A 16,130-nucleotide genomic window follows, 5' to 3' on the forward strand; every position below is an offset into this window, starting at 1 on the left:
TGCGGGGCCGCACCGGACGGCCATCCGGGACAGCCCCTCGGCACACCCCTCACCACCAACAACGAGAGGTACACCGTGAACCACAAGCCTAACCCCACCGATCTCCCCCACGGCTCCCGCCGCACGATCCGCGTCGCCCTGCCGGTCCGGCCGGCCGCCCCGACGACCGTTGAAGGCGTCCTCCTCGCCGCCGCCCGTGTCATCGCCCGGGTCGGTCTGCACCACGGCGACTACGTCCTCGATGCCCTCGGCCACAACGATCTCGATGTCCCCCTGTGCGTCCGTCCGATGTCTGTGGTCGGTGCGATCCGGGCCGCGGCGACGGGCTCGCCGCAGCGAACGTCGTCGCTCGCTGATCAGGCCGTGAACTTCCTGGCCCTGTCGCTGGACGACGGGCCGGTGTGGCGGGACGTGCTGTCGCTGGAGCGGCACGTCGATGACTGGTCGGACGGTGTGACCGCGGTGGAGGCGGTTGCGCTGCTGGAGCTGGTGGCGACGAGCCCGGCGGAGGTGGCGGCATGAAGCGCACCTACCGCGACGACTGGCGCGTGATCATCGAGATCGCGCCCCGCGCAACGCACATCCCGATCAGCGCCCTCGGCTTCGACGGCCTGGAGGGCCAGCTCACGGGCGAGCCGTTCGAGATGGTGATCGCTCCGCAGCGTCTCGGTGACTTCGGCTGGGTCTCGATGTCCGACCGCCTCGCCAGCAAGGACGTGGACGGGGACTACCGGCGCCGGTGCGAGGAGCTCCTCGTCGAGCTGTTGAAGCGGCCGCACGTCCGGGCGGGGCGGGTGCTGTGCAGCGAGCGTCACACGTGCTCGCACTGCGACCTGCTGTGGGAGGAACTGACCGCCGACGAGGCGGCCGACTTCTCCACCAACGTGGACGAGTCGAGCGTCGAGGGCGAGCCGGTGTGCTGCGGCAAGGCGATCGAGGAGTTCCGCGCCGAGCGCGGCATCCCGATGCCGACGTGGGGCGGTGCGGCATGAACCCGAAGCGCGTAGACGCCGCGGCCAGCGTCATCCTCGGCTCGATGCAGCAGGGCAAGACGCTGCCGTCCAGCTTTGCGTACGACCTGGAGGCGGCGCAGATGCTCCAGTCCCAGGAGTCCGCGGACGAGCTGGTCCGGCTGACAGCCCGCGTGGCCGAGCTGGAAACGTCCGCCCGCGGTTGCGACGGCGAGGGATGCGTCCTTCCCCACAGCTCGTGGTGCATTCGGGCCCGGGAGTTCGCAGCGCAACACAGCGGCTGCACGTGCGGCGAGCCGTGGAAGGACACGCCTCAGCCTCACGCCGGGCACTGCTGGCTGCTGAGCCCGCCCTGCGACGAGCTGGAGTGGCACCGCAAGCGGGTCGCCGAGTTGCTGGCCCGGGTGTCCGAGCTGGAGGCCGCGGCTTTCGGTGACGCACCGGTCAGGTCCTGGGACGCCGTTGACCAGATCGGGCACCTGCGCGATTGCCTGGCTGCGCAGAAGCATCGGGCGGACACCCTGAACTGGATCTCCCAGGAGCAGCGGAAGCGCGCCGACACGGCTGAGGCCCGGGTGGCGGAGCTGGAGGCCGAAGTCCTTGCGGTCGATGACCTGCGGGTCCGCGCGATCGACAAGGGCGACAGCTTGCGGCGCGAACTCGACCGGACGAGTGGCGCGGCTGGGATCGCCGTGCACCGGATCAGCGCGAACGGCTGGCAGTGCGAGGCCGACGCCACGACGGCGATCGGGATTCGCAACGAGGTCGAGGCGATCCGTCGGGCGGCGCCGGCCGACGCCCCGCACGAGGGCCCGGAGCACCACGCCTACCGCCTCGGCCGCGACCTCCCGGAGGTGCCCCGTGGCTGACCGCATCCGGGTGCTCTGCGCCCACGGCTACGTGCTCATGCAGGACTCCTGCCCCGGCTGCGACCACGAGGCGGAGACGCCTCACCAGGGCGACCCGGTCCGTGTCGTCCCGTCGTGGACGAGCACCCCGCACACCCGCTGCCGCCGCTGCACCCTCCGCCCGTCCGACCGCATCCACACGAAGGGCGGCCCCGATGCCCGCTGACCCGAAGCCGATCCCCGGCCCCATCCCGATCTACGTGAAGGCCATCCCCGGCGGCGTCGCCCTCGACATGGCCGCGCTCACCACGTACGTGGTGCAGGACCTGCTGGAACTCCTCCTCTCCACCGACACCCCGGCCTGGCGGGAGCGGCTCGACGAGCTGGCCGAACAGACTCCGACCGAGAAGCGCGAGCAGGAAGCCGCCGGGGTCCTGGCGTACGAGCAGCTCGTGCAGGACATGACCGAGGCCGTGTCGTCCCGGGTCCCGGTGTACGGGCCGGCCGTATCCCGGCTCGCGGCGGAGCTGCTGGCCGCGGGCGGGCGGCACATCCCGCATCAGCGAGGTGCAGCGTGAGCGCCTTCACCCGGACCCGCACCATCCACACCCTGTTCCTCCAGCAGCCGACCCGGCTCCTCGGCACCGGCGAGGTGTGGCAGTACTGCCGCGCCCACGGTGTGGCGACGTGCCGGAAGACCGTCCGTGACGACTTGGAGCGGCTGGCCGCGCAGGGACTGCTGTCCCGGCAGGGCTCGGACAACGGCCGCCGGTACCGCCTGATTGGAGAGGGTCGATGACCGGGCCCGAGCACTACCGCGAGGCCGAACGGCTCTTGTCCGACACCTCGTTCACCACCGCGTCCGGCCGCCCCGTGACCCGCGACGGGCACCCCATGCCCGTAGACGAATGCGCTTTGCTGGTGGCCAGGGCCCAGGTCCACGCCACCCTCGCTCTCGCTCTCGCTGTCGCAGCTGGGGGCGCCCGATGATGAACGCTGCGCAGGCCGGGGTGGTTCTCACCCCGGCCGCCGGCCGCCGGGTCACACCCACCGGCCGCCTCATCCTCTCCGCCGACGCCGACCGCACCGACTGGCTCACCGCCCGCCGCCTCGGACTCGGCTCCTCCGACATCGCCGCCGTCCTCGGCATCAGCAAGTACGGCAACGCCCTCTCCGTCTACCACGACAAGACCGGCGGCCTCCCCCTGGAGAGCGACGACTCCGAACCCGCCCTGTGGGGACGGATCGACGAGGAGGGCATCGCCCGCGAGTGGGCCCGCCGCAACCGGTCCGTTGTCCGCCGCGTCGGCCTCGTCGCGAACGTGGAGCGGCCGTGGCAGATGTGCACCCTCGACCGCCGCGTCCTCGAATGCCCGCTCGCCGACGGCCGGGAAAAATGCGCGGTGGAGATCAAGTGCCGCGACAAGATGAAGGCCGGCCAGTTCCGCAAGGGCGTCGCCGACGACGTCCTCGTGCAGACGCTGTGGCAGGCCGACGTGTGCGGCTTCGACCACATCCACGCGGCCATCCGCCTCGGCGGTAACGAGCTCCGCCAGTTCGTCGTCCGGGTCGCCGACCACGCCGACCTGATCGCCGACCTCCGGACCGCGGGCGCCCTGGCCTGGCAGCAGATCACCGACCGACGGCCGCCCGTCCTCGGGGCCGACGCCGATCCGGACGTCCTCCTCGACCTGTACGAGCGGCTCCACCCGGAGCGCGCCGGGGTCGTGGACATCACCCGGGACGTCGACACGCAGGACGCCGTCGCTGACTACCTCGACGCCCACAACGACTGGGCCGCGGCCGAGCGGCGGAAGAAGGCCGCGAAGGCCCGCATCCTCGCCGGGCTCGGCGGGGCGGAGGCGGCCACGGTCCTGGACCGGGTCCACGTGTCGCTCGACGAACGGTCCAAGGAGTGGGCGGACGTGAAACGGCTCGCCGAGCGGTGGCCGGAGGCGTACGCCGACTGCGTCGAGGACCGCACGTATCGCCAGATCAACATCCCCCGCACGGTTCGTGAGGAGCACAACGCATGACGACTCTCGCTGAGCGGGCGGCGGCCGCCGCCGGCCGCACCACCGAACAGACCGACGACCTGGCCCTGCCGCAGGAGTACGTCGACCAGTTCCCCGCGCCGGACCCGATGGCCGGGTACGAGCCGGGCGACGACGACCCCGAGATGGTGCCCGTCCACCTCGCCTGGCTGCGGGTCCGCAAGGAGATCCGCGCCATCGCCAAGGGCGAGCAGTACAACGGCGGCGGTACCCGCTTCAACTTCCGTGGCGTCGACACCGTGGTGAACACCTTCGGGCCGGTCACGCTCAAGCACGGCATCAACGTCCTGCCCGTCCACGTCGAGGCGTCCTACCGGGACACCACGACGTCCAAGGGCAGCAAGATGCACGAGTGCACCGCCACCGTCACGTGGCAGATCGTCGGCCCCAAAGGTGACCACTTCACCCTGCAGACGCAGGGCGAAGCCCTCGACTCCGCGGACAAGGCGACGGCGAAGGCCCAGTCGGTGGCGCTGCGCGTGCTGCTGCTGACGTCGGGGCTGACGCCGACGCACGACAAGGACCCCGACGCCTCGTACGTCGAGCGCGGCAACGAAGCCCCGGCCCGGTCGGCGGACTCGTACCGCGACGAGATCCTCGACAAGAAGACGAGCCAGGGCCGTCTGCAGCAGATCGGCTACGAGCTCAACAACCTGCGGATGATGAGCACGAAGGTCGTCAACGAGGTCGGCGAGCAGGAGACGCTCGACTCCCTCGGCCGGCGGATCTACGGCGAGCGCGCGGGCGGTGGCGCGTGAGCTGGCACCTCGGCCGCATGGCCGGCTTCGACCTCGAGACCACCGGCATCGACGTCGAGAACGACCGCATCGTCACCGCCTGCGTCGTCCAGTGCGGCGGCGGACAGCCCACCGTCACCGCGTCGTGGATGGCCGACCCGGGGATCGCCATCCCCGAGCAGGCCAGCAACGTCCACGGCATCACCACCGCCCGCGCCCAGGCCGAGGGCAAGCCGGCTGCCGAGGTCGTCGCCGACGTCCTCGCCGCGCTCGGGCAGGTCATCGCCGCCGGGGTCCCGGTCGTCGCGATGAACGCCCGCTACGACCTGACCCTCCTCGACCGGGAGGCCCGCCGGTACGGACTAGCGCCGCTCCCGGCCGGGTTCCCCGTCATCGACCCGTACGTCATCGACAAGCACGTCGACCGGTACCGCAAGGGCGGCCGCAAGCTGACCGACCTGTGCGCGCACTACGGCGTCCCGATCGGCGACGCCCACACCGCGGACGCGGACGCTGTCGCCGCGTGCCGGGTCGCGTGGCGGATCGGGTCGAGCCGGCCGGAGATGGCTGCGCTGCCGCTGGCGACGCTGCACGACCAGCAGCAGGCGTGGGCCGCGGAGCAGGCGGCCGGTCTGCAGGAGTACTTCCGCCGCAAGGACCCGAAGGCGGTTGTCCGCGGCGAGTGGCCGCTCATCCCCCACCAGCAGGACGGAGACCTGTGATGCGACAGTCCCGACGCCGCCAGCGCGAGCAGCAGATCAACGACTACGGCCAACTCCTCAACGAGAACGGGCAGCTGCTCCGCAGCCTCCGCGACATGACCGCCAAGAACGACGAGCTGATCAACCTCGTCGCCACCCTGTCGGCCCGGCCCACGCCCGTCGCCGTGCGCCCCTCGAGCGGCGGCTACGTCCCAGCCGGAGCGCTCGCCGCCTCCGAGGCGGCGCGGACGCTCCTCGCCGACCGCCTCGAACTCCTGCAGGACGCAAACATGAGCCTGGTCTGCACGACCTGCGCGCACCCCCTGACGGCGGTGGCCGCGTGAAGGGCACGCTGGCCGCACTGCGGTCCCTGGTCCCGTCCGGCCGCCACCGCGCCGCCGTCCCGGCCCCCCTGATCGGCCTGTCCATGGACGCCGAGCCCGGCACCTTCGCGCACTGCCCGGCCGAGGACCGACGCCAGTACCACGCCGTGCAGGCAGACGGCCGCCTCCGCTGCTGGACCTGCCGCACGATCACGGAGGTCGGAGCATGACCTCCCCCACCCTCTTCGACCCGGCGCCCGCCGCCCCCGGCCCGGCCCCTCCGGCCGGGACGGGCCCCCGCCCCCTCGTGATCGGGCTGGACCTGTCCCTCACCTCCACCGGCGTGGCGGGTGTCGACTGGGCCGAGGTTCTCCGGTCCAAGCACAAGGGCCACCGGCGGCTGTCATGGCTTCGCATGGAGATCTACGACCGCACCAAGTCCGCCGACCTCGTCGTCGTCGAAGGCCCGTCGTACGGGCACGGCGCCCAGGCCGGGCACCACGAACTCGGCGGCCTGTGGTGGATGATCACCCACGACCTGTGGCGCCGGAACCTCCCCTACGCCGTCTGCCCTCCCAAGGTCCGCGCGGTCTACGCCACCGGCGACGGCAACGCCAACAAGGGCAAGGTCCGGGACGGTGTCCGCACCTGGTTCGGTGTCGACTGCGATGGCGGCGCCAGCGCCCGCTACGACAAGGCCGACGCAGTCACCATGGCCTGCCTCGGCGCGCACTGGCTCGGCTACCCGGTAGCCGAGATGCCCGCCACCCACACCCGAGCGCTCGACAGCGTGGCCTGGCCTGAGACGACCCCGGCGGTGGCCCGGTGATCGCGCCCATGCCCGCCTGGATAGCCGACGGCATCTGTGCTCAGACCGACCCCGAGGAGTTCTTCCCCGACAAGGGCGGCTCCACCACCGCGGCCAAGCAGGTCTGCTTCGCCTGCACCGTCCGCCGGGACTGCCTCAACTACGCCCTCGCCAACAACGAGCCCGCCGGCGTATGGGGCGGCCTCTCCCACCGCGAACGCCAGCGCCTCACCGCCCGTACCGCCACCCCCTTGCGAGGTGCCGCATGACCGCCCCCGCCCGCCCCCTCATCGGCACCGGCCGACAGACCGACTGGCGCGACCGGGCGCTCTGCCGCCAGATCCCCGACGCCGACACCGAGTTCTTCCCCGTCGGCACCACCGCCCCGTTCCGAGCCGTCACCGAACGGACCAAGGAGTTCTGCGGGTTCTGCCCGGTCCGGATGGCGTGCGCCGAGTGGGCGCTCACCCAGAACATGGAGTTCGGGATCTGGGGCGGCCTCGACGAGTTCGAGCGCCGCAGCATCCGCCGCAACCACTCCAAGAAGCTGAACGACCCCGAGGAGCTGCGCGCCTACCTCAAGGGCCGCGAGAAGAAGTCCGCGCAGGACGTCCTCGTCACCGCCTACCTGGACCGCACCGAGCAGGACGACCAAGGCCACGTCCGCTGGCTGTCGGCGAAGACCTCAATCTCCGTCGCCGGCCGGGTCCTCACTCCGGCGCAGCTGGCGTTCGAGATCGGGCACGGACGCCGACCGGAGGGCTTCGTCAAGGTCCGGTGCAGCCGGTTGGGGTGCGTTGCCGCGGAGCACCTGGCCGACGGCCAGATTCGAGCCCTGCTCCGTCACGGCCTCGGGAAGGCGGCGTGACCGGCCGGCCGTGCGACATTCCCGGCGACGGCCACGACGGCGCCGTCCGCCTCTACCCCGGCGGCTGGCACTGCACCACCCACGCCCCCACACCCCGGCCCCGCACCGCCCCGACGACAGCCGTACCCGTCCGGCTGGCGCCCGCCGCGCCCGCCGCGCCGGTCGACCCGGTCGGGCCGGTCATGACCGGCGGCCTGTTCATCGACTGCGGTCGCCGCCTCCCCGACGGCGTCACCTGGGTCCAGCCGCCCCGCGCCCGCTACGAATGCCGGCCCTGCCGGTACGCCTCACCCGAAGTCGCGGGCCTGGCCACGGTCCTGGAATTCCTCGCGACCGCCCGAGCCCACCACCACGCCATCCACCACACCACCAGCCGAGGAGCACAAGCCGCATGACCGACACCACCTCCGAGCGCACCGAGACCGCCGACCTCGCCGCCTGGCTCGCCGGCCACCTCAACGGCCGCACCGCCGAAGAGCTGTCCGCCGAGTTCCACCAGCTCCTCGAAGCGGTCCGCGCCCACGGCAAGAAGGGCCAGCTCACCATCACGATCGTCGTCGAACCCCCGGCGAACGGCGTCGAGTCCGCGCCGATGCCGATCGGTGTCGAGTCCGCGGTCAAGGCCCCGAAGCCGACCCCGGTCAAGTCCCTCTACTTCCTCGACGACGAGGGCAACCCGGTCCGCGAGGACCCCCGCCAGATGCAGATCGACTTCCGCCCCGCCCCCGCCGCCCCCAAGTACAAGGACGCCTGATCATGACGACTCGCTACACCACCGCCCCGGCCGACCAGCTCGACGGCATCCAGTCCGTCATCGACATCGCCCAGCAGGCCACCGACCCCGTCGCCCTGGACCCCGGCTCGTACTACGTCGTCCGCACCCAGGCCGGCATCAGCCACGTCGACCTCACCGGCCCCGAGCACACCGGCATCCCGGCCCGCAAGCACGGCACCACCACCGTCCGTGACACCACCTCCTTCGGCGCCTACTTCGCCAAGCACTCCGACGACGACACCGAGGTGTACGCCGACGCCGACCGGCTCACCGTCACCGCCGTCCTCGACGCCCACACCGCCGACATGCCGCGCTGGTCCGGGCACCGGCTGCTGCTGTCCCTCCGCAAGACCGAAGCGTGGGAGCAGTGGCTCGCCTCCGACGGCAAGCTGATGGGGCAGGAGCAGTTCGCCGAGTTCCTGGAGGACCACCTCCCCGAGCTCCTCGACCCGGCCGCCGCGACCATGCTGGAGATCGCCCAGTCCATCCAGGCGGCCACCAAGGTGGACTTCCAGTCGGGTACCCGGCTGGCCACCGGCGAGCGGCAGTTCAAGTACGTCGAGAACACCACCGCCAAGGCCGGCCAGCGCGGTGACCTGACCATCCCGGAGACGTTCGTCGTCGGCCTCATCCCGTTCGAGGGCAGCGAGGGCTACCGGCTCACCGCCCGCCTGCGGTACCGGATCACGGACCAGCAACTCCGCATCGGCTACAAGCTGGAGCGGCCCGGCGACACCCTTCGGACCGCGTTCGCGGACGTCGTCACCGCGATCGGAGAGCAGATCGAGCAGCCGGTCATGAACGGCAGCCCGGCCTGATGAGCCGGCCTGGCAGCGCAGGCACCGTCGACTCCCGGTGCCCGCGCTGCCGGGCCCCCATCCTTCGCCAGCTCGTCGGGACGATCGCCGCACTCACCATCACCGCCGACCTGACGCCGCTCACCCCGGCCGAGCAGGCCGCGGTACGCGAACCCAACCGGCTGATCTGGTGCCTCCGAGACCGCGAGCACACCGCCCGCCGCCTCACCTGGACCGGCCGCGACCACCCACAGCAGTGCCCGTTCGACCACGTCACAGAGCACCGCTGCCCGCCGGCGGAGCCCACCACCCTGTTCTGAGGAGCCCCGTGGACAAGGTCACCCGCCACCAAGACCCGCACCCGGCGGACGCCCCTGCCCACGCCCAGCCCGGCGCCTGGCCCACCCCCCGCACACCCCTCGGCCCCCCCCTGGCCGCCGCCAACGCCGAGACCGCCCGCATCCAGATCACGCAGGCCAGCATCCGCGGCGACCTCGAATGCCCCCACTGCCACCCCGCCCCCGGCCAGGACCACCTGGAGCTGCAGTCCATCCGCGCTCACCTCGCCGAGCAGCCCTCCGCCCAGACCATCCGCGCCGCCGCACACCAGTGGGTCACCGCCATCACCAACATCGCCGACGACATCATCAAGGGGCGCAAGTGAGCACGGCAGCCCAGACGCCGCACGAGGCAGCGAACATCGACCTCGTCCGCGCCTCCCTCACCTACCACTACCAAGGCGCCCCCGGTCTCCTCAGCGTCTGCTCCGACGCCGACGGATTCGCCGGCCGCCGCTTCACCACCGACGAGGTCGGCATCGCCGCCGCCGTCCGCTACGTCACCGAGCTCGACGCCCGCCTCCCGAAGGGGATCTACACCCAGGTCACCACCCTGCGCGAGCACCCCACCAAAGGGCGCGGCGGCAAGGACCTGGCGCACGCCATGACCTGGCTGTGGGCTGACGGCGACTACGGACACGTAGGCCACAAGCCGGGCCCCGACGAGATGCCGCACCCGATCGACGCCGACCACGTCCGCGAGATCGTCGCCGCCAGCGGCCTCCCCGAACCGTCCGGCTGGGTCGACACCGGCGGCGGCTGCAACCCCGTCTGGACCCTCGCCGAACCCCACGTCATCACCGACGAAGACCGAGCGACCGTCGAGCAGATGACGTCCGCCCTCCAGACCGTCCTCGGCGCCGCCGCCTACAACTACGGCTGCACCTGGGACACCCAGGTCGGCAACCTCGACCGGCTCATGCGGGTCCCCGGCACCGTCAACCGCAAGGGCGGTGGCGCCCGCCCCTCCACCAGCTACCAGGGCACCGGCCAGCCCATCGACCTGGCCGTCATGCGCGAGGCCATCACCCGCCTGGAGCCAGACGCACGCTGCACCCTGGACAAGGCCGCCGCCGAGAAGCGCGCCCGGCAGGACGAGCGCGTCGGCCGCCCCACCGCCGCCCCGGCCCCGGCGCGGCCCACCCACCTGCGCCCCGCGGGCACCGGCATCTTCGACATCCTCGCCGCCACCCTCACCTTCCGCGACATCCTCGAACCCCAGGGATGGACGTACCGCGACACCGCCCCCGACGGCCGGCAGAAGTGGCTGCGCCCCGCCGGCGCCGAAGGTTCCGCGGACAGCGAGTACAGCCTCGTCTGCGACGACCACGTCGCCGTCAACTGGTCCGAACGCTCAGGCCTCCCCGTCGGACAGCAGGCGTCTGGCAGGAAGCTGACCGTGCCCACCCTCTGGGCGCACATCCACTACAACGGCGACGAACGCGAGGCCGCCCTCGACGCACTGCGTGCCGCCTTCGACCAAGACGCCCGCTCCGCCGCCCGCGCCCTGCCCACCGCGGCGCTCACCGAGCTTCGCCGCCGCTGCAACCCGCCCGCCCAGAAGGCCCCGGCCGAAGACATCTGGCAAGTCATCGCGGACCCCGACGAAGCACCCGACCCGGACCCCGAGCCCGAAACCGCGGAGGCCACCACCCGGCGGCCGGGGCTCCTGCCCGAATCGTTCTGGGCCGCCCGCCCCGTGTTCCAGCACATGCGGCAGGCCGCCCACTCCCAAGGCTGCTCCGGCGACCTCGTCCTCTACAGCACCCTCGCCCGCCTCTCCGGAATGCTGTCCCACCACATCCGCGCCGTCACCGGCATCGGCGGCCGCGCCAGCCTCAACGTGTTCGCCGCCATGGTCGGCACCTCCGGCGCCGGCAAGTCCATCTCCGCCGGCTGCGTCCGCGACCTCATGGCCCCGCCCGACGACGACTTCCGCGACGGCCTACCCATCGGCACCGGCGAAGGCATCGCCGAAGCGTTCATGGGCACCATCGACGAGGCGACCGGCGAACTCCACCAGAAGGGCCCCTACAAGGGCGACCCCGTCATGGCGAAGGTCCGCAAGCAGACCCGCCACAACGCGTTCTTCTACGTCGACGAAGGCCAGACCCTCGCCAAGCTCGCCGAACGCTCCGGGTCCATCCTCGGCGAGACCCTCCGCCGCGCCGCGATCGGCGAGGCCCTCGGCCAGACCAACGCCTCCGAGGAACGGACCCGGTACATCGCGCCCGGCTCGTACAGCCTCGGCCTCCTCGCCGGGTTCCAGCCGTCCATCGCCACCGTCCTCCTCGCCGACGCCCACACCGGTACCCCCCAGCGTTTCTACTGGGGTTGGGCCGACGACCCGGCCATCCCCGACGAGCCCCCGCCGTGGCCCGGCCCCATCGAGCCGCACCCCGGCCGCCACCGCCCCGACCGGCCCATCGACATCACCTTCCCCGACCGCATCCGCAAGATGCTGTGGCAGGACCGTGTCGCCCGCGGACGCGGAGAGATCGAGGTCGCCGAACTCGACGGCCACGCCGGCCTGATGAAGGTCAAGCTCGCCGCGATGTTCGCGCTCCTCGACGGCGGCCGGTACGCGGTGACCGAAGAGGACTGGGAGCTCGCCGAGATCGCGTGGGACTCGTCCTGCAAGGTCCGTGACGCGCTCGTCCTGCGCGCCCAGCGTGAGGCCGCGGCCGAACGGCAGCGCACCGAGGACGCGAAGGTCCACGCCGAGCTGCGGTCCCACGTGGCGAAGAAGGACGCCGACCTCACCCTCGAACGCGTCGCGCATCTCGTCCGCCGTCACGCCTCGACGGTCGGAGGCGTCACGTACGGCGGGTTGAAGAAGGCCCTCGCCTCCCGGGACCGGCCGGTCGCCGACAAGGCGGTGTCGCTCGCGGTCGCGCGGGGCTGGGTCTTCGAAGAGGGAGACCGGATCTGCATCAAAACGGACTAATCGAAGGTGGACAAGCCCGTGTCCACGTCCACCTTTTCCCCCGAGGTGGACAGGTGGACATCTGTCCACCACCCCCTGTCTCGGGAAAACGAGCCTCAAAAATATGCGAACTAACTATAAGAAAAAGGACATCTCCTCTTTCACGTGTTACGCGAGACAGGGGGTGGTGGACACGCGTCCACCTTGTCCACCTGTCCACCTCGTTCCACATTCAACTACCGACGCCGACCCCACCACCGGCAGCCACCCCGACGCCACCTGAAAGGCCATCCCAATGAGGCACGAAGACGTCAACAACAAGATGCTCGAACTCACCGCCGCCGCCCACACCGCGATCACCGACTGGTCCGACACCCAAATCCGCGGCTACCTCAAGGAACACCCCGACATCGTCGAGGAGAGCGTCAGGCGCCTCGAACGGATGATCGGCTGCCTCCGCGCCCAGATCACCGCCGAACGCGCCGACAACCTCTGGAACGGCCCGCTCCCCGAAGGCGCCGCCGCCGAGCAGTACGACGAAGGCGCCCAGCAATTCGCCGAGCACCGGTGCAACTGCGGATGGTGCCTCCGCGCAGAACCCCCCGCCCCCCATGACGAGCCCATCGTCTGGACGTTCCCCGCCCCCGCCTGACCGGGCCCCCGGTTCCCGCCCGCCCTCGCGCCCAGGAAGGCCCCCCGATGACCAGCCCCGCCCTCCGCTTCACCGACCTCTTCGCCGGCCCCGGCGGCCTCGGACACGGAGCCCACCTCACCGGCGCCCCAAGCGTCGGCATCGAGTACGACGCGAACGCCGTCGCCACCCGCCTCGCTGCCGGACTGGCCACCGTCCACGGCGACGTCCGCGCCTACGGGCCGGCCGACTTCCCCGAGGCCAACGCGCTCGCCGGCGGACCGCCCTGCCAGACGTTCACCGTCGCCGGCCCCGGCACCGGCCGTGCCCAACTCGACCGGATCGTCCACGCCGTCAAGCAGGCCGGAGCCGACGGCCGTGTCCACGCCCCGGCCGGAGCCGACGAGCGCACCGCCCTCGTCCTCGAACCCCTCCGCTGGACCCTCGAAGCCCACGCCGCCGGCCGCCCGTACAAGGCGATCGTCCTGGAGCAGGTCCCCGCCGTCCTGCCCATCTGGGCCGCCTACGCCGCGGTACTGGAGAGCCTCGGCTACGGGACGGCCACCGGCATCCTGCGCACCGAGCAGTACGGCCTGCCCCAGACCCGGCGCCGCGCCGTCCTCATCGCCCGCCACGGCCAGCCCGTCGCCCTGCCCGCGCCGACGCACCGCCCGTACCGGCGCGGCATCCCCCGCAGCGACGGCGACCCGAGCCTCCTGCACTGGGTGTCCATGGCCGACGCCCTCCCCGACCGCGGCCCGTTCACCGCGATCTCCAACTACGGCACCGGCGGCGACCCGAAGAACCGCGGCCGCCGCGACTGCGACGAGCCCGCGTTCACCGTCACCGGCAAAATCAGCCGGCTTCGCCTCGTCGACCCCGACGGGCGGGACCTGCCGCGGCTGTCGCACTCGGAGGCCGGTGTCCTCCAGGGCTTCCCCGCCGACTGGCCGTGGGCCGGCCTCGACATCGGTCAGCAGATCGGCAACGCCTGCCCCGTCCCGCTCGCCGCCGCACTCACTGCAGCAGTCGCTCGCCCCGCCGCCTGACAACCCCGCGCCCAGGAAGGCCCCCGATGACCCAGCCCGTCGGCACCCCCGTTACCCACATCAGCCAGCAGTGGGCCAACAGCCGGACCACCCCCGACGGCACCGCCCGAATCCTCGAAGCCCGCGGCCCCTACCCCGACGGCAGCTACGAGTACCGGGTTGCCGCCGCCCGCGACTTCAGCCGCCAGCCCGGACCCGACAACCCCATGGACCGCGAGACCTGGTGGTCGTCGCTCGCCGCCCGCCCCGCCGCCTGATCGGCGGCAGCCGCCCGACATCCGAGCCGGCCACCGCGACCACCGCCCGACACAACACGAGGACCAGCCTCATGCCGACCGTGCCGACACCCCACGACCACGCCCTCCCCGCCGAAACCCTCGACGAGAAGGAAGCCCGGCTCAGCCCGCTCGCCCCGCTCCGGGGCCTCATCGCCCGCACCTTCGCCACAACCCCGGTCCACCTCGGCCCCGGCGGCACCGAGGCCCTGGTCGACGAACTCACCCTCGCCGTCGCCATCTACACCGCCCGCGAAGTCCTCCCGTCCGGACTCCTCGACGCCGACAACGCGGTGAACAGCCAGTGGGAGGTGCAGATACGGCGCAACGGCGTCGAGCAGTGGGAGCGGTGGAGCCGGGCCTACGACGACCTCGGCCAAGCGCGCGAGGAACTGGCCTACCAGGAAAGCCGTAGGACGTCCCACTTCCGGCTGGTGCGGGTGACGACGATCCGCACCGTCGAGGCCGCCACGGCCCAGGGCTGCGACGACCCGCACACCCCGTGACCACGCAGACGGCCGCCCCGGCTCGACTCCGGGGCGGCCACCCCCAGCACACCACAGACCAGGAGCAGCACATGCCGATCCGCCCCGAGAACCGTGGCCGCTACCCCATCAACTGGCCCGACATCAGCCGCAGCATCCGCATCGACCGCGCCCGTCTTCGCTGCGAATGCGACGGCCGCTGCGGCACCAGCCACGGCGGCCGTTGCGCCGCCCGCAACGCCCGCCCCAACCCGATGACCGGCTCGCTCGTCGTCCTCACCGTCGCTCACCTCGATCACAACCCGGCGAACTGCGACCCCGCCAACCTCATGGCTGCCTGCCAGGCATGCCACTTGCGCTACGACCGCGAGCACCACGCCCAGACCCGCGCCGCCACCCGACGAGCCGCCATCACCGCCGCCGGCCAACTCACCCTGGAGGACCCGTGCCCGAGCGCGTCTACCTGAACCGCCGCCCCGGCGAGGAACGCATCCACATCGAGATCACCTACGGCGAGATCCGCGAACTCCTCACCCGACCCGCCGGCGAGGCCGCACGCCAGCTGTGGCAGATCCTCGCCACCGCCGACCGCGACTTCAACGCGCAGGCCCCGGCGCCCGAGCTGACCGACGCCGACCGGGAGTACGCGGCCGACGTGGAGGAGACCGCCGCCGAGCACGCCCGCGGCGAGCACGACCACTGCGGCCCGACGTGCGAGACCCGGTTCCCCGGCGACCAGCTCCGCAACTTCATCCTCGCCAAGGGCTACCCGGGCACCGCCGGCATGCTCGACGAACTCCTCCGCCGCGCCTCGACGGCCGCGCCCACGCCGGGCCCGGTCCCCGCGTTCAGCGTCGCTGAGCGCCAGTTCCTCACCTTCGCACTCGACCAGGCCGCCGAGGAGATGAGCCTCCGCGACGGGTTCACCGACGAGGACCAGGCCGCCCTGGACCGCTTCCGCCGCATGGCCGCCGAGGAGCAGCAGCTGTGACCGGCCGCCCGTACCGCATCCTCATCACCGGCTCCCGGGATGCCCAGGACCCACGCCCCGTCAACACCGCCCTGGAGCAGCGCCTCGCCCGACTCCAGCCGGGCCAGCGCCTCGTCATCGTCCATGGCGCTTGCCAAGACCGCCGCGGACGACTTCGGGGAGTGGATGGCCACGCCGATGCGTGGGCCCGCCGGGCACAGCGCGCCGGTCACCCTGTCGACATCGAGCAGCACCCAGCTGAAGATCACGGCTCGTGGCCCTCGTGCGGTCCGCGCCGCAACGCCCACATGGTCCAGCTAGGTGCGGACGAAGCGCTCGCGTTCATCGGACCGTGCACGAAGGCCACCTGCAAGAAGCCGCGACCGCACGGCTCCCACGGGGCGACCGGCTGCGCGTCACTAGCCGAGGACGCCGGGATTCCGGTCCACCGCTGGGGCCCACGGTGAACGGCTGGGTGTGGGCCGCTGCCGGCCTCACCACGTGGCTCGCCCTCGGCACGCTCGCAGGCCTCGCTGTGGGACGTCTCGCACGCCACGGCGAGCAACAGGCCAGG

General features: G+C 72.1%; 27 protein-coding genes. All 27 read left to right on the forward strand.

What is annotated here, in order from left to right; genetic code table 11:
* Positions 1-75 precede the first annotated feature (75 nt).
* The 27 genes from ACFWU6_RS01220 to ACFWU6_RS01350 all read left to right on the forward strand — a co-directional run bounded on the left by ACFWU6_RS01220 (position 76) and on the right by ACFWU6_RS01350 (position 15,577).
* Positions 76-522, forward strand: a complete 447-nt coding sequence (locus ACFWU6_RS01220) for a hypothetical protein (RefSeq protein ID WP_383977306.1) — start codon at positions 76-78, stop codon at positions 520-522.
* A complete protein-coding gene (locus ACFWU6_RS01225) occupies positions 519-992 on the forward strand; it encodes a hypothetical protein (protein ID WP_383977309.1) in 474 nt (157 codons plus the stop codon). Before ACFWU6_RS01220 ends, ACFWU6_RS01225 begins: the two co-directional genes overlap by 4 nt.
* The gene (locus ACFWU6_RS01230) at positions 989-1,840 is read left to right on the forward strand and encodes a hypothetical protein (protein WP_383977312.1); all 852 of its coding nucleotides are present in this window, start codon (positions 989-991) and stop codon (positions 1,838-1,840) included. The genes ACFWU6_RS01225 and ACFWU6_RS01230 overlap by 4 nt, the downstream gene beginning before the upstream one ends.
* Positions 1,833-2,045, forward strand: a complete 213-nt coding sequence (locus ACFWU6_RS01235; RefSeq protein ID WP_383977315.1) for a hypothetical protein — start codon at positions 1,833-1,835, stop codon at positions 2,043-2,045. The genes ACFWU6_RS01230 and ACFWU6_RS01235 overlap by 8 nt, the downstream gene beginning before the upstream one ends.
* Positions 2,035-2,397, forward strand: a complete 363-nt coding sequence (locus ACFWU6_RS01240) for a hypothetical protein (protein ID WP_383977318.1) — start codon at positions 2,035-2,037, stop codon at positions 2,395-2,397. The genes ACFWU6_RS01235 and ACFWU6_RS01240 overlap by 11 nt, the downstream gene beginning before the upstream one ends.
* A complete protein-coding gene (locus ACFWU6_RS01245) occupies positions 2,394-2,618 on the forward strand; it encodes a hypothetical protein (protein WP_383977321.1) in 225 nt (74 codons plus the stop codon). The genes ACFWU6_RS01240 and ACFWU6_RS01245 overlap by 4 nt, the downstream gene beginning before the upstream one ends.
* Positions 2,615-2,809 carry a hypothetical protein gene (locus tag ACFWU6_RS01250; RefSeq protein ID WP_383977323.1) on the forward strand — a complete coding sequence of 65 codons (195 nt, stop codon included), beginning with the start codon at positions 2,615-2,617 and terminating at the stop codon, positions 2,807-2,809. Before ACFWU6_RS01245 ends, ACFWU6_RS01250 begins: the two co-directional genes overlap by 4 nt.
* A complete protein-coding gene (locus ACFWU6_RS01255; RefSeq protein ID WP_383977326.1) occupies positions 2,806-3,855 on the forward strand; it encodes a YqaJ viral recombinase family protein in 1,050 nt (349 codons plus the stop codon). Before ACFWU6_RS01250 ends, ACFWU6_RS01255 begins: the two co-directional genes overlap by 4 nt.
* A complete protein-coding gene (locus ACFWU6_RS01260) occupies positions 3,852-4,631 on the forward strand; it encodes an ERF family protein (protein ID WP_383977330.1) in 780 nt (259 codons plus the stop codon). Before ACFWU6_RS01255 ends, ACFWU6_RS01260 begins: the two co-directional genes overlap by 4 nt.
* On the forward strand, positions 4,628-5,332 hold the full coding sequence (locus tag ACFWU6_RS01265) for a 3'-5' exonuclease (protein WP_383977333.1): 705 nt from the start codon (positions 4,628-4,630) through the stop codon (positions 5,330-5,332). The genes ACFWU6_RS01260 and ACFWU6_RS01265 overlap by 4 nt, the downstream gene beginning before the upstream one ends.
* A complete protein-coding gene (locus tag ACFWU6_RS01270) occupies positions 5,332-5,655 on the forward strand; it encodes a hypothetical protein (protein WP_383977336.1) in 324 nt (107 codons plus the stop codon). Before ACFWU6_RS01265 ends, ACFWU6_RS01270 begins: the two co-directional genes overlap by 1 nt.
* Positions 5,652-5,864, forward strand: a complete 213-nt coding sequence (locus ACFWU6_RS01275; protein WP_383977339.1) for a hypothetical protein — start codon at positions 5,652-5,654, stop codon at positions 5,862-5,864. Before ACFWU6_RS01270 ends, ACFWU6_RS01275 begins: the two co-directional genes overlap by 4 nt.
* Entirely contained in the window at positions 5,861-6,463 is a 603-nt protein-coding gene (locus ACFWU6_RS01280) for a hypothetical protein (protein WP_383977342.1), read from the forward strand. Before ACFWU6_RS01275 ends, ACFWU6_RS01280 begins: the two co-directional genes overlap by 4 nt.
* 8 nt (positions 6,464-6,471) lie before the next feature.
* Entirely contained in the window at positions 6,472-6,711 is a 240-nt protein-coding gene (locus ACFWU6_RS01285; protein ID WP_383977345.1) for a WhiB family transcriptional regulator, read from the forward strand.
* Positions 6,708-7,310: a WhiB family transcriptional regulator gene (locus tag ACFWU6_RS01290; protein WP_383977348.1), complete on the forward strand. Its 603-nt coding sequence runs from the start codon at positions 6,708-6,710 to the stop codon at positions 7,308-7,310. Before ACFWU6_RS01285 ends, ACFWU6_RS01290 begins: the two co-directional genes overlap by 4 nt.
* Positions 7,307-7,705: a hypothetical protein gene (locus ACFWU6_RS01295; protein ID WP_383977351.1), complete on the forward strand. Its 399-nt coding sequence runs from the start codon at positions 7,307-7,309 to the stop codon at positions 7,703-7,705. The genes ACFWU6_RS01290 and ACFWU6_RS01295 overlap by 4 nt, the downstream gene beginning before the upstream one ends.
* Positions 7,702-8,064: a hypothetical protein gene (locus ACFWU6_RS01300; RefSeq protein WP_383977354.1), complete on the forward strand. Its 363-nt coding sequence runs from the start codon at positions 7,702-7,704 to the stop codon at positions 8,062-8,064. Before ACFWU6_RS01295 ends, ACFWU6_RS01300 begins: the two co-directional genes overlap by 4 nt.
* A gap of 2 nt (positions 8,065-8,066) precedes the next feature.
* Positions 8,067-8,903, forward strand: a complete 837-nt coding sequence (locus tag ACFWU6_RS01305) for a DUF2303 family protein (RefSeq protein ID WP_383977356.1) — start codon at positions 8,067-8,069, stop codon at positions 8,901-8,903.
* Entirely contained in the window at positions 8,903-9,202 is a 300-nt protein-coding gene (locus ACFWU6_RS01310) for a hypothetical protein (protein WP_383977359.1), read from the forward strand. Before ACFWU6_RS01305 ends, ACFWU6_RS01310 begins: the two co-directional genes overlap by 1 nt.
* An 8-nt stretch (positions 9,203-9,210) precedes the next feature.
* Positions 9,211-9,546, forward strand: coding sequence for a hypothetical protein (locus ACFWU6_RS01315; RefSeq protein ID WP_383977362.1), 336 nt, complete (start codon positions 9,211-9,213; stop codon positions 9,544-9,546).
* The gene (locus ACFWU6_RS01320) at positions 9,543-12,167 is read left to right on the forward strand and encodes a hypothetical protein (RefSeq protein ID WP_383977365.1); all 2,625 of its coding nucleotides are present in this window, start codon (positions 9,543-9,545) and stop codon (positions 12,165-12,167) included. The genes ACFWU6_RS01315 and ACFWU6_RS01320 overlap by 4 nt, the downstream gene beginning before the upstream one ends.
* A gap of 274 nt (positions 12,168-12,441) precedes the next feature.
* Positions 12,442-12,798 (forward strand): hypothetical protein, encoded by a 357-nt coding sequence (locus ACFWU6_RS01325; protein WP_383977368.1) that lies wholly within the window; start codon positions 12,442-12,444, stop codon positions 12,796-12,798.
* 47 nt (positions 12,799-12,845) lie between these two features.
* Positions 12,846-13,826 (forward strand): DNA cytosine methyltransferase, encoded by a 981-nt coding sequence (locus ACFWU6_RS01330; RefSeq protein ID WP_383977371.1) that lies wholly within the window; start codon positions 12,846-12,848, stop codon positions 13,824-13,826.
* 26 nt (positions 13,827-13,852) lie between these two features.
* The gene (locus ACFWU6_RS01335) at positions 13,853-14,083 is read left to right on the forward strand and encodes a hypothetical protein (protein WP_383977374.1); all 231 of its coding nucleotides are present in this window, start codon (positions 13,853-13,855) and stop codon (positions 14,081-14,083) included.
* 71 nt (positions 14,084-14,154) lie between these two features.
* Positions 14,155-14,607, forward strand: coding sequence for a hypothetical protein (locus ACFWU6_RS01340; RefSeq protein WP_383977376.1), 453 nt, complete (start codon positions 14,155-14,157; stop codon positions 14,605-14,607).
* Positions 14,604-15,053 (forward strand): hypothetical protein, encoded by a 450-nt coding sequence (locus tag ACFWU6_RS01345; protein WP_383977378.1) that lies wholly within the window; start codon positions 14,604-14,606, stop codon positions 15,051-15,053. Before ACFWU6_RS01340 ends, ACFWU6_RS01345 begins: the two co-directional genes overlap by 4 nt.
* Positions 15,032-15,577, forward strand: coding sequence for a hypothetical protein (locus tag ACFWU6_RS01350; protein WP_383977381.1), 546 nt, complete (start codon positions 15,032-15,034; stop codon positions 15,575-15,577). The genes ACFWU6_RS01345 and ACFWU6_RS01350 overlap by 22 nt, the downstream gene beginning before the upstream one ends.
* Positions 15,578-16,130: the final 553 nt, after the last annotated feature.

It is taken from the genome of Streptomyces sp. NPDC058674 (assembly GCF_042716505.1).
In the GTDB taxonomy this organism is placed as follows: domain Bacteria; phylum Actinomycetota; class Actinomycetes; order Streptomycetales; family Streptomycetaceae; genus Streptomyces.

Coding starts and splice junctions, on each gene's coding strand:
- ACFWU6_RS01225 (WP_383977309.1), top strand. CDS start 519: ATGAAGCGCACCTACCGCGACGACTGGCGCGTGATCATCGAGATCGCG.
- ACFWU6_RS01230 (WP_383977312.1), top strand. CDS start 989: ATGAACCCGAAGCGCGTAGACGCCGCGGCCAGCGTCATCCTCGGCTCG.
- ACFWU6_RS01240 (WP_383977318.1), top strand. CDS start 2,035: ATGCCCGCTGACCCGAAGCCGATCCCCGGCCCCATCCCGATCTACGTG.
- ACFWU6_RS01250 (WP_383977323.1), top strand. CDS start 2,615: ATGACCGGGCCCGAGCACTACCGCGAGGCCGAACGGCTCTTGTCCGAC.
- ACFWU6_RS01255 (WP_383977326.1), top strand. CDS start 2,806: ATGATGAACGCTGCGCAGGCCGGGGTGGTTCTCACCCCGGCCGCCGGC.
- ACFWU6_RS01260 (WP_383977330.1), top strand. CDS start 3,852: ATGACGACTCTCGCTGAGCGGGCGGCGGCCGCCGCCGGCCGCACCACC.
- ACFWU6_RS01270 (WP_383977336.1), top strand. CDS start 5,332: ATGCGACAGTCCCGACGCCGCCAGCGCGAGCAGCAGATCAACGACTAC.
- ACFWU6_RS01280 (WP_383977342.1), top strand. CDS start 5,861: ATGACCTCCCCCACCCTCTTCGACCCGGCGCCCGCCGCCCCCGGCCCG.
- ACFWU6_RS01285 (WP_383977345.1), top strand. CDS start 6,472: ATGCCCGCCTGGATAGCCGACGGCATCTGTGCTCAGACCGACCCCGAG.
- ACFWU6_RS01290 (WP_383977348.1), top strand. CDS start 6,708: ATGACCGCCCCCGCCCGCCCCCTCATCGGCACCGGCCGACAGACCGAC.
- ACFWU6_RS01300 (WP_383977354.1), top strand. CDS start 7,702: ATGACCGACACCACCTCCGAGCGCACCGAGACCGCCGACCTCGCCGCC.
- ACFWU6_RS01305 (WP_383977356.1), top strand. CDS start 8,067: ATGACGACTCGCTACACCACCGCCCCGGCCGACCAGCTCGACGGCATC.
- ACFWU6_RS01310 (WP_383977359.1), top strand. CDS start 8,903: ATGAGCCGGCCTGGCAGCGCAGGCACCGTCGACTCCCGGTGCCCGCGC.
- ACFWU6_RS01325 (WP_383977368.1), top strand. CDS start 12,442: ATGAGGCACGAAGACGTCAACAACAAGATGCTCGAACTCACCGCCGCC.
- ACFWU6_RS01330 (WP_383977371.1), top strand. CDS start 12,846: ATGACCAGCCCCGCCCTCCGCTTCACCGACCTCTTCGCCGGCCCCGGC.
- ACFWU6_RS01335 (WP_383977374.1), top strand. CDS start 13,853: ATGACCCAGCCCGTCGGCACCCCCGTTACCCACATCAGCCAGCAGTGG.
- ACFWU6_RS01340 (WP_383977376.1), top strand. CDS start 14,155: ATGCCGACCGTGCCGACACCCCACGACCACGCCCTCCCCGCCGAAACC.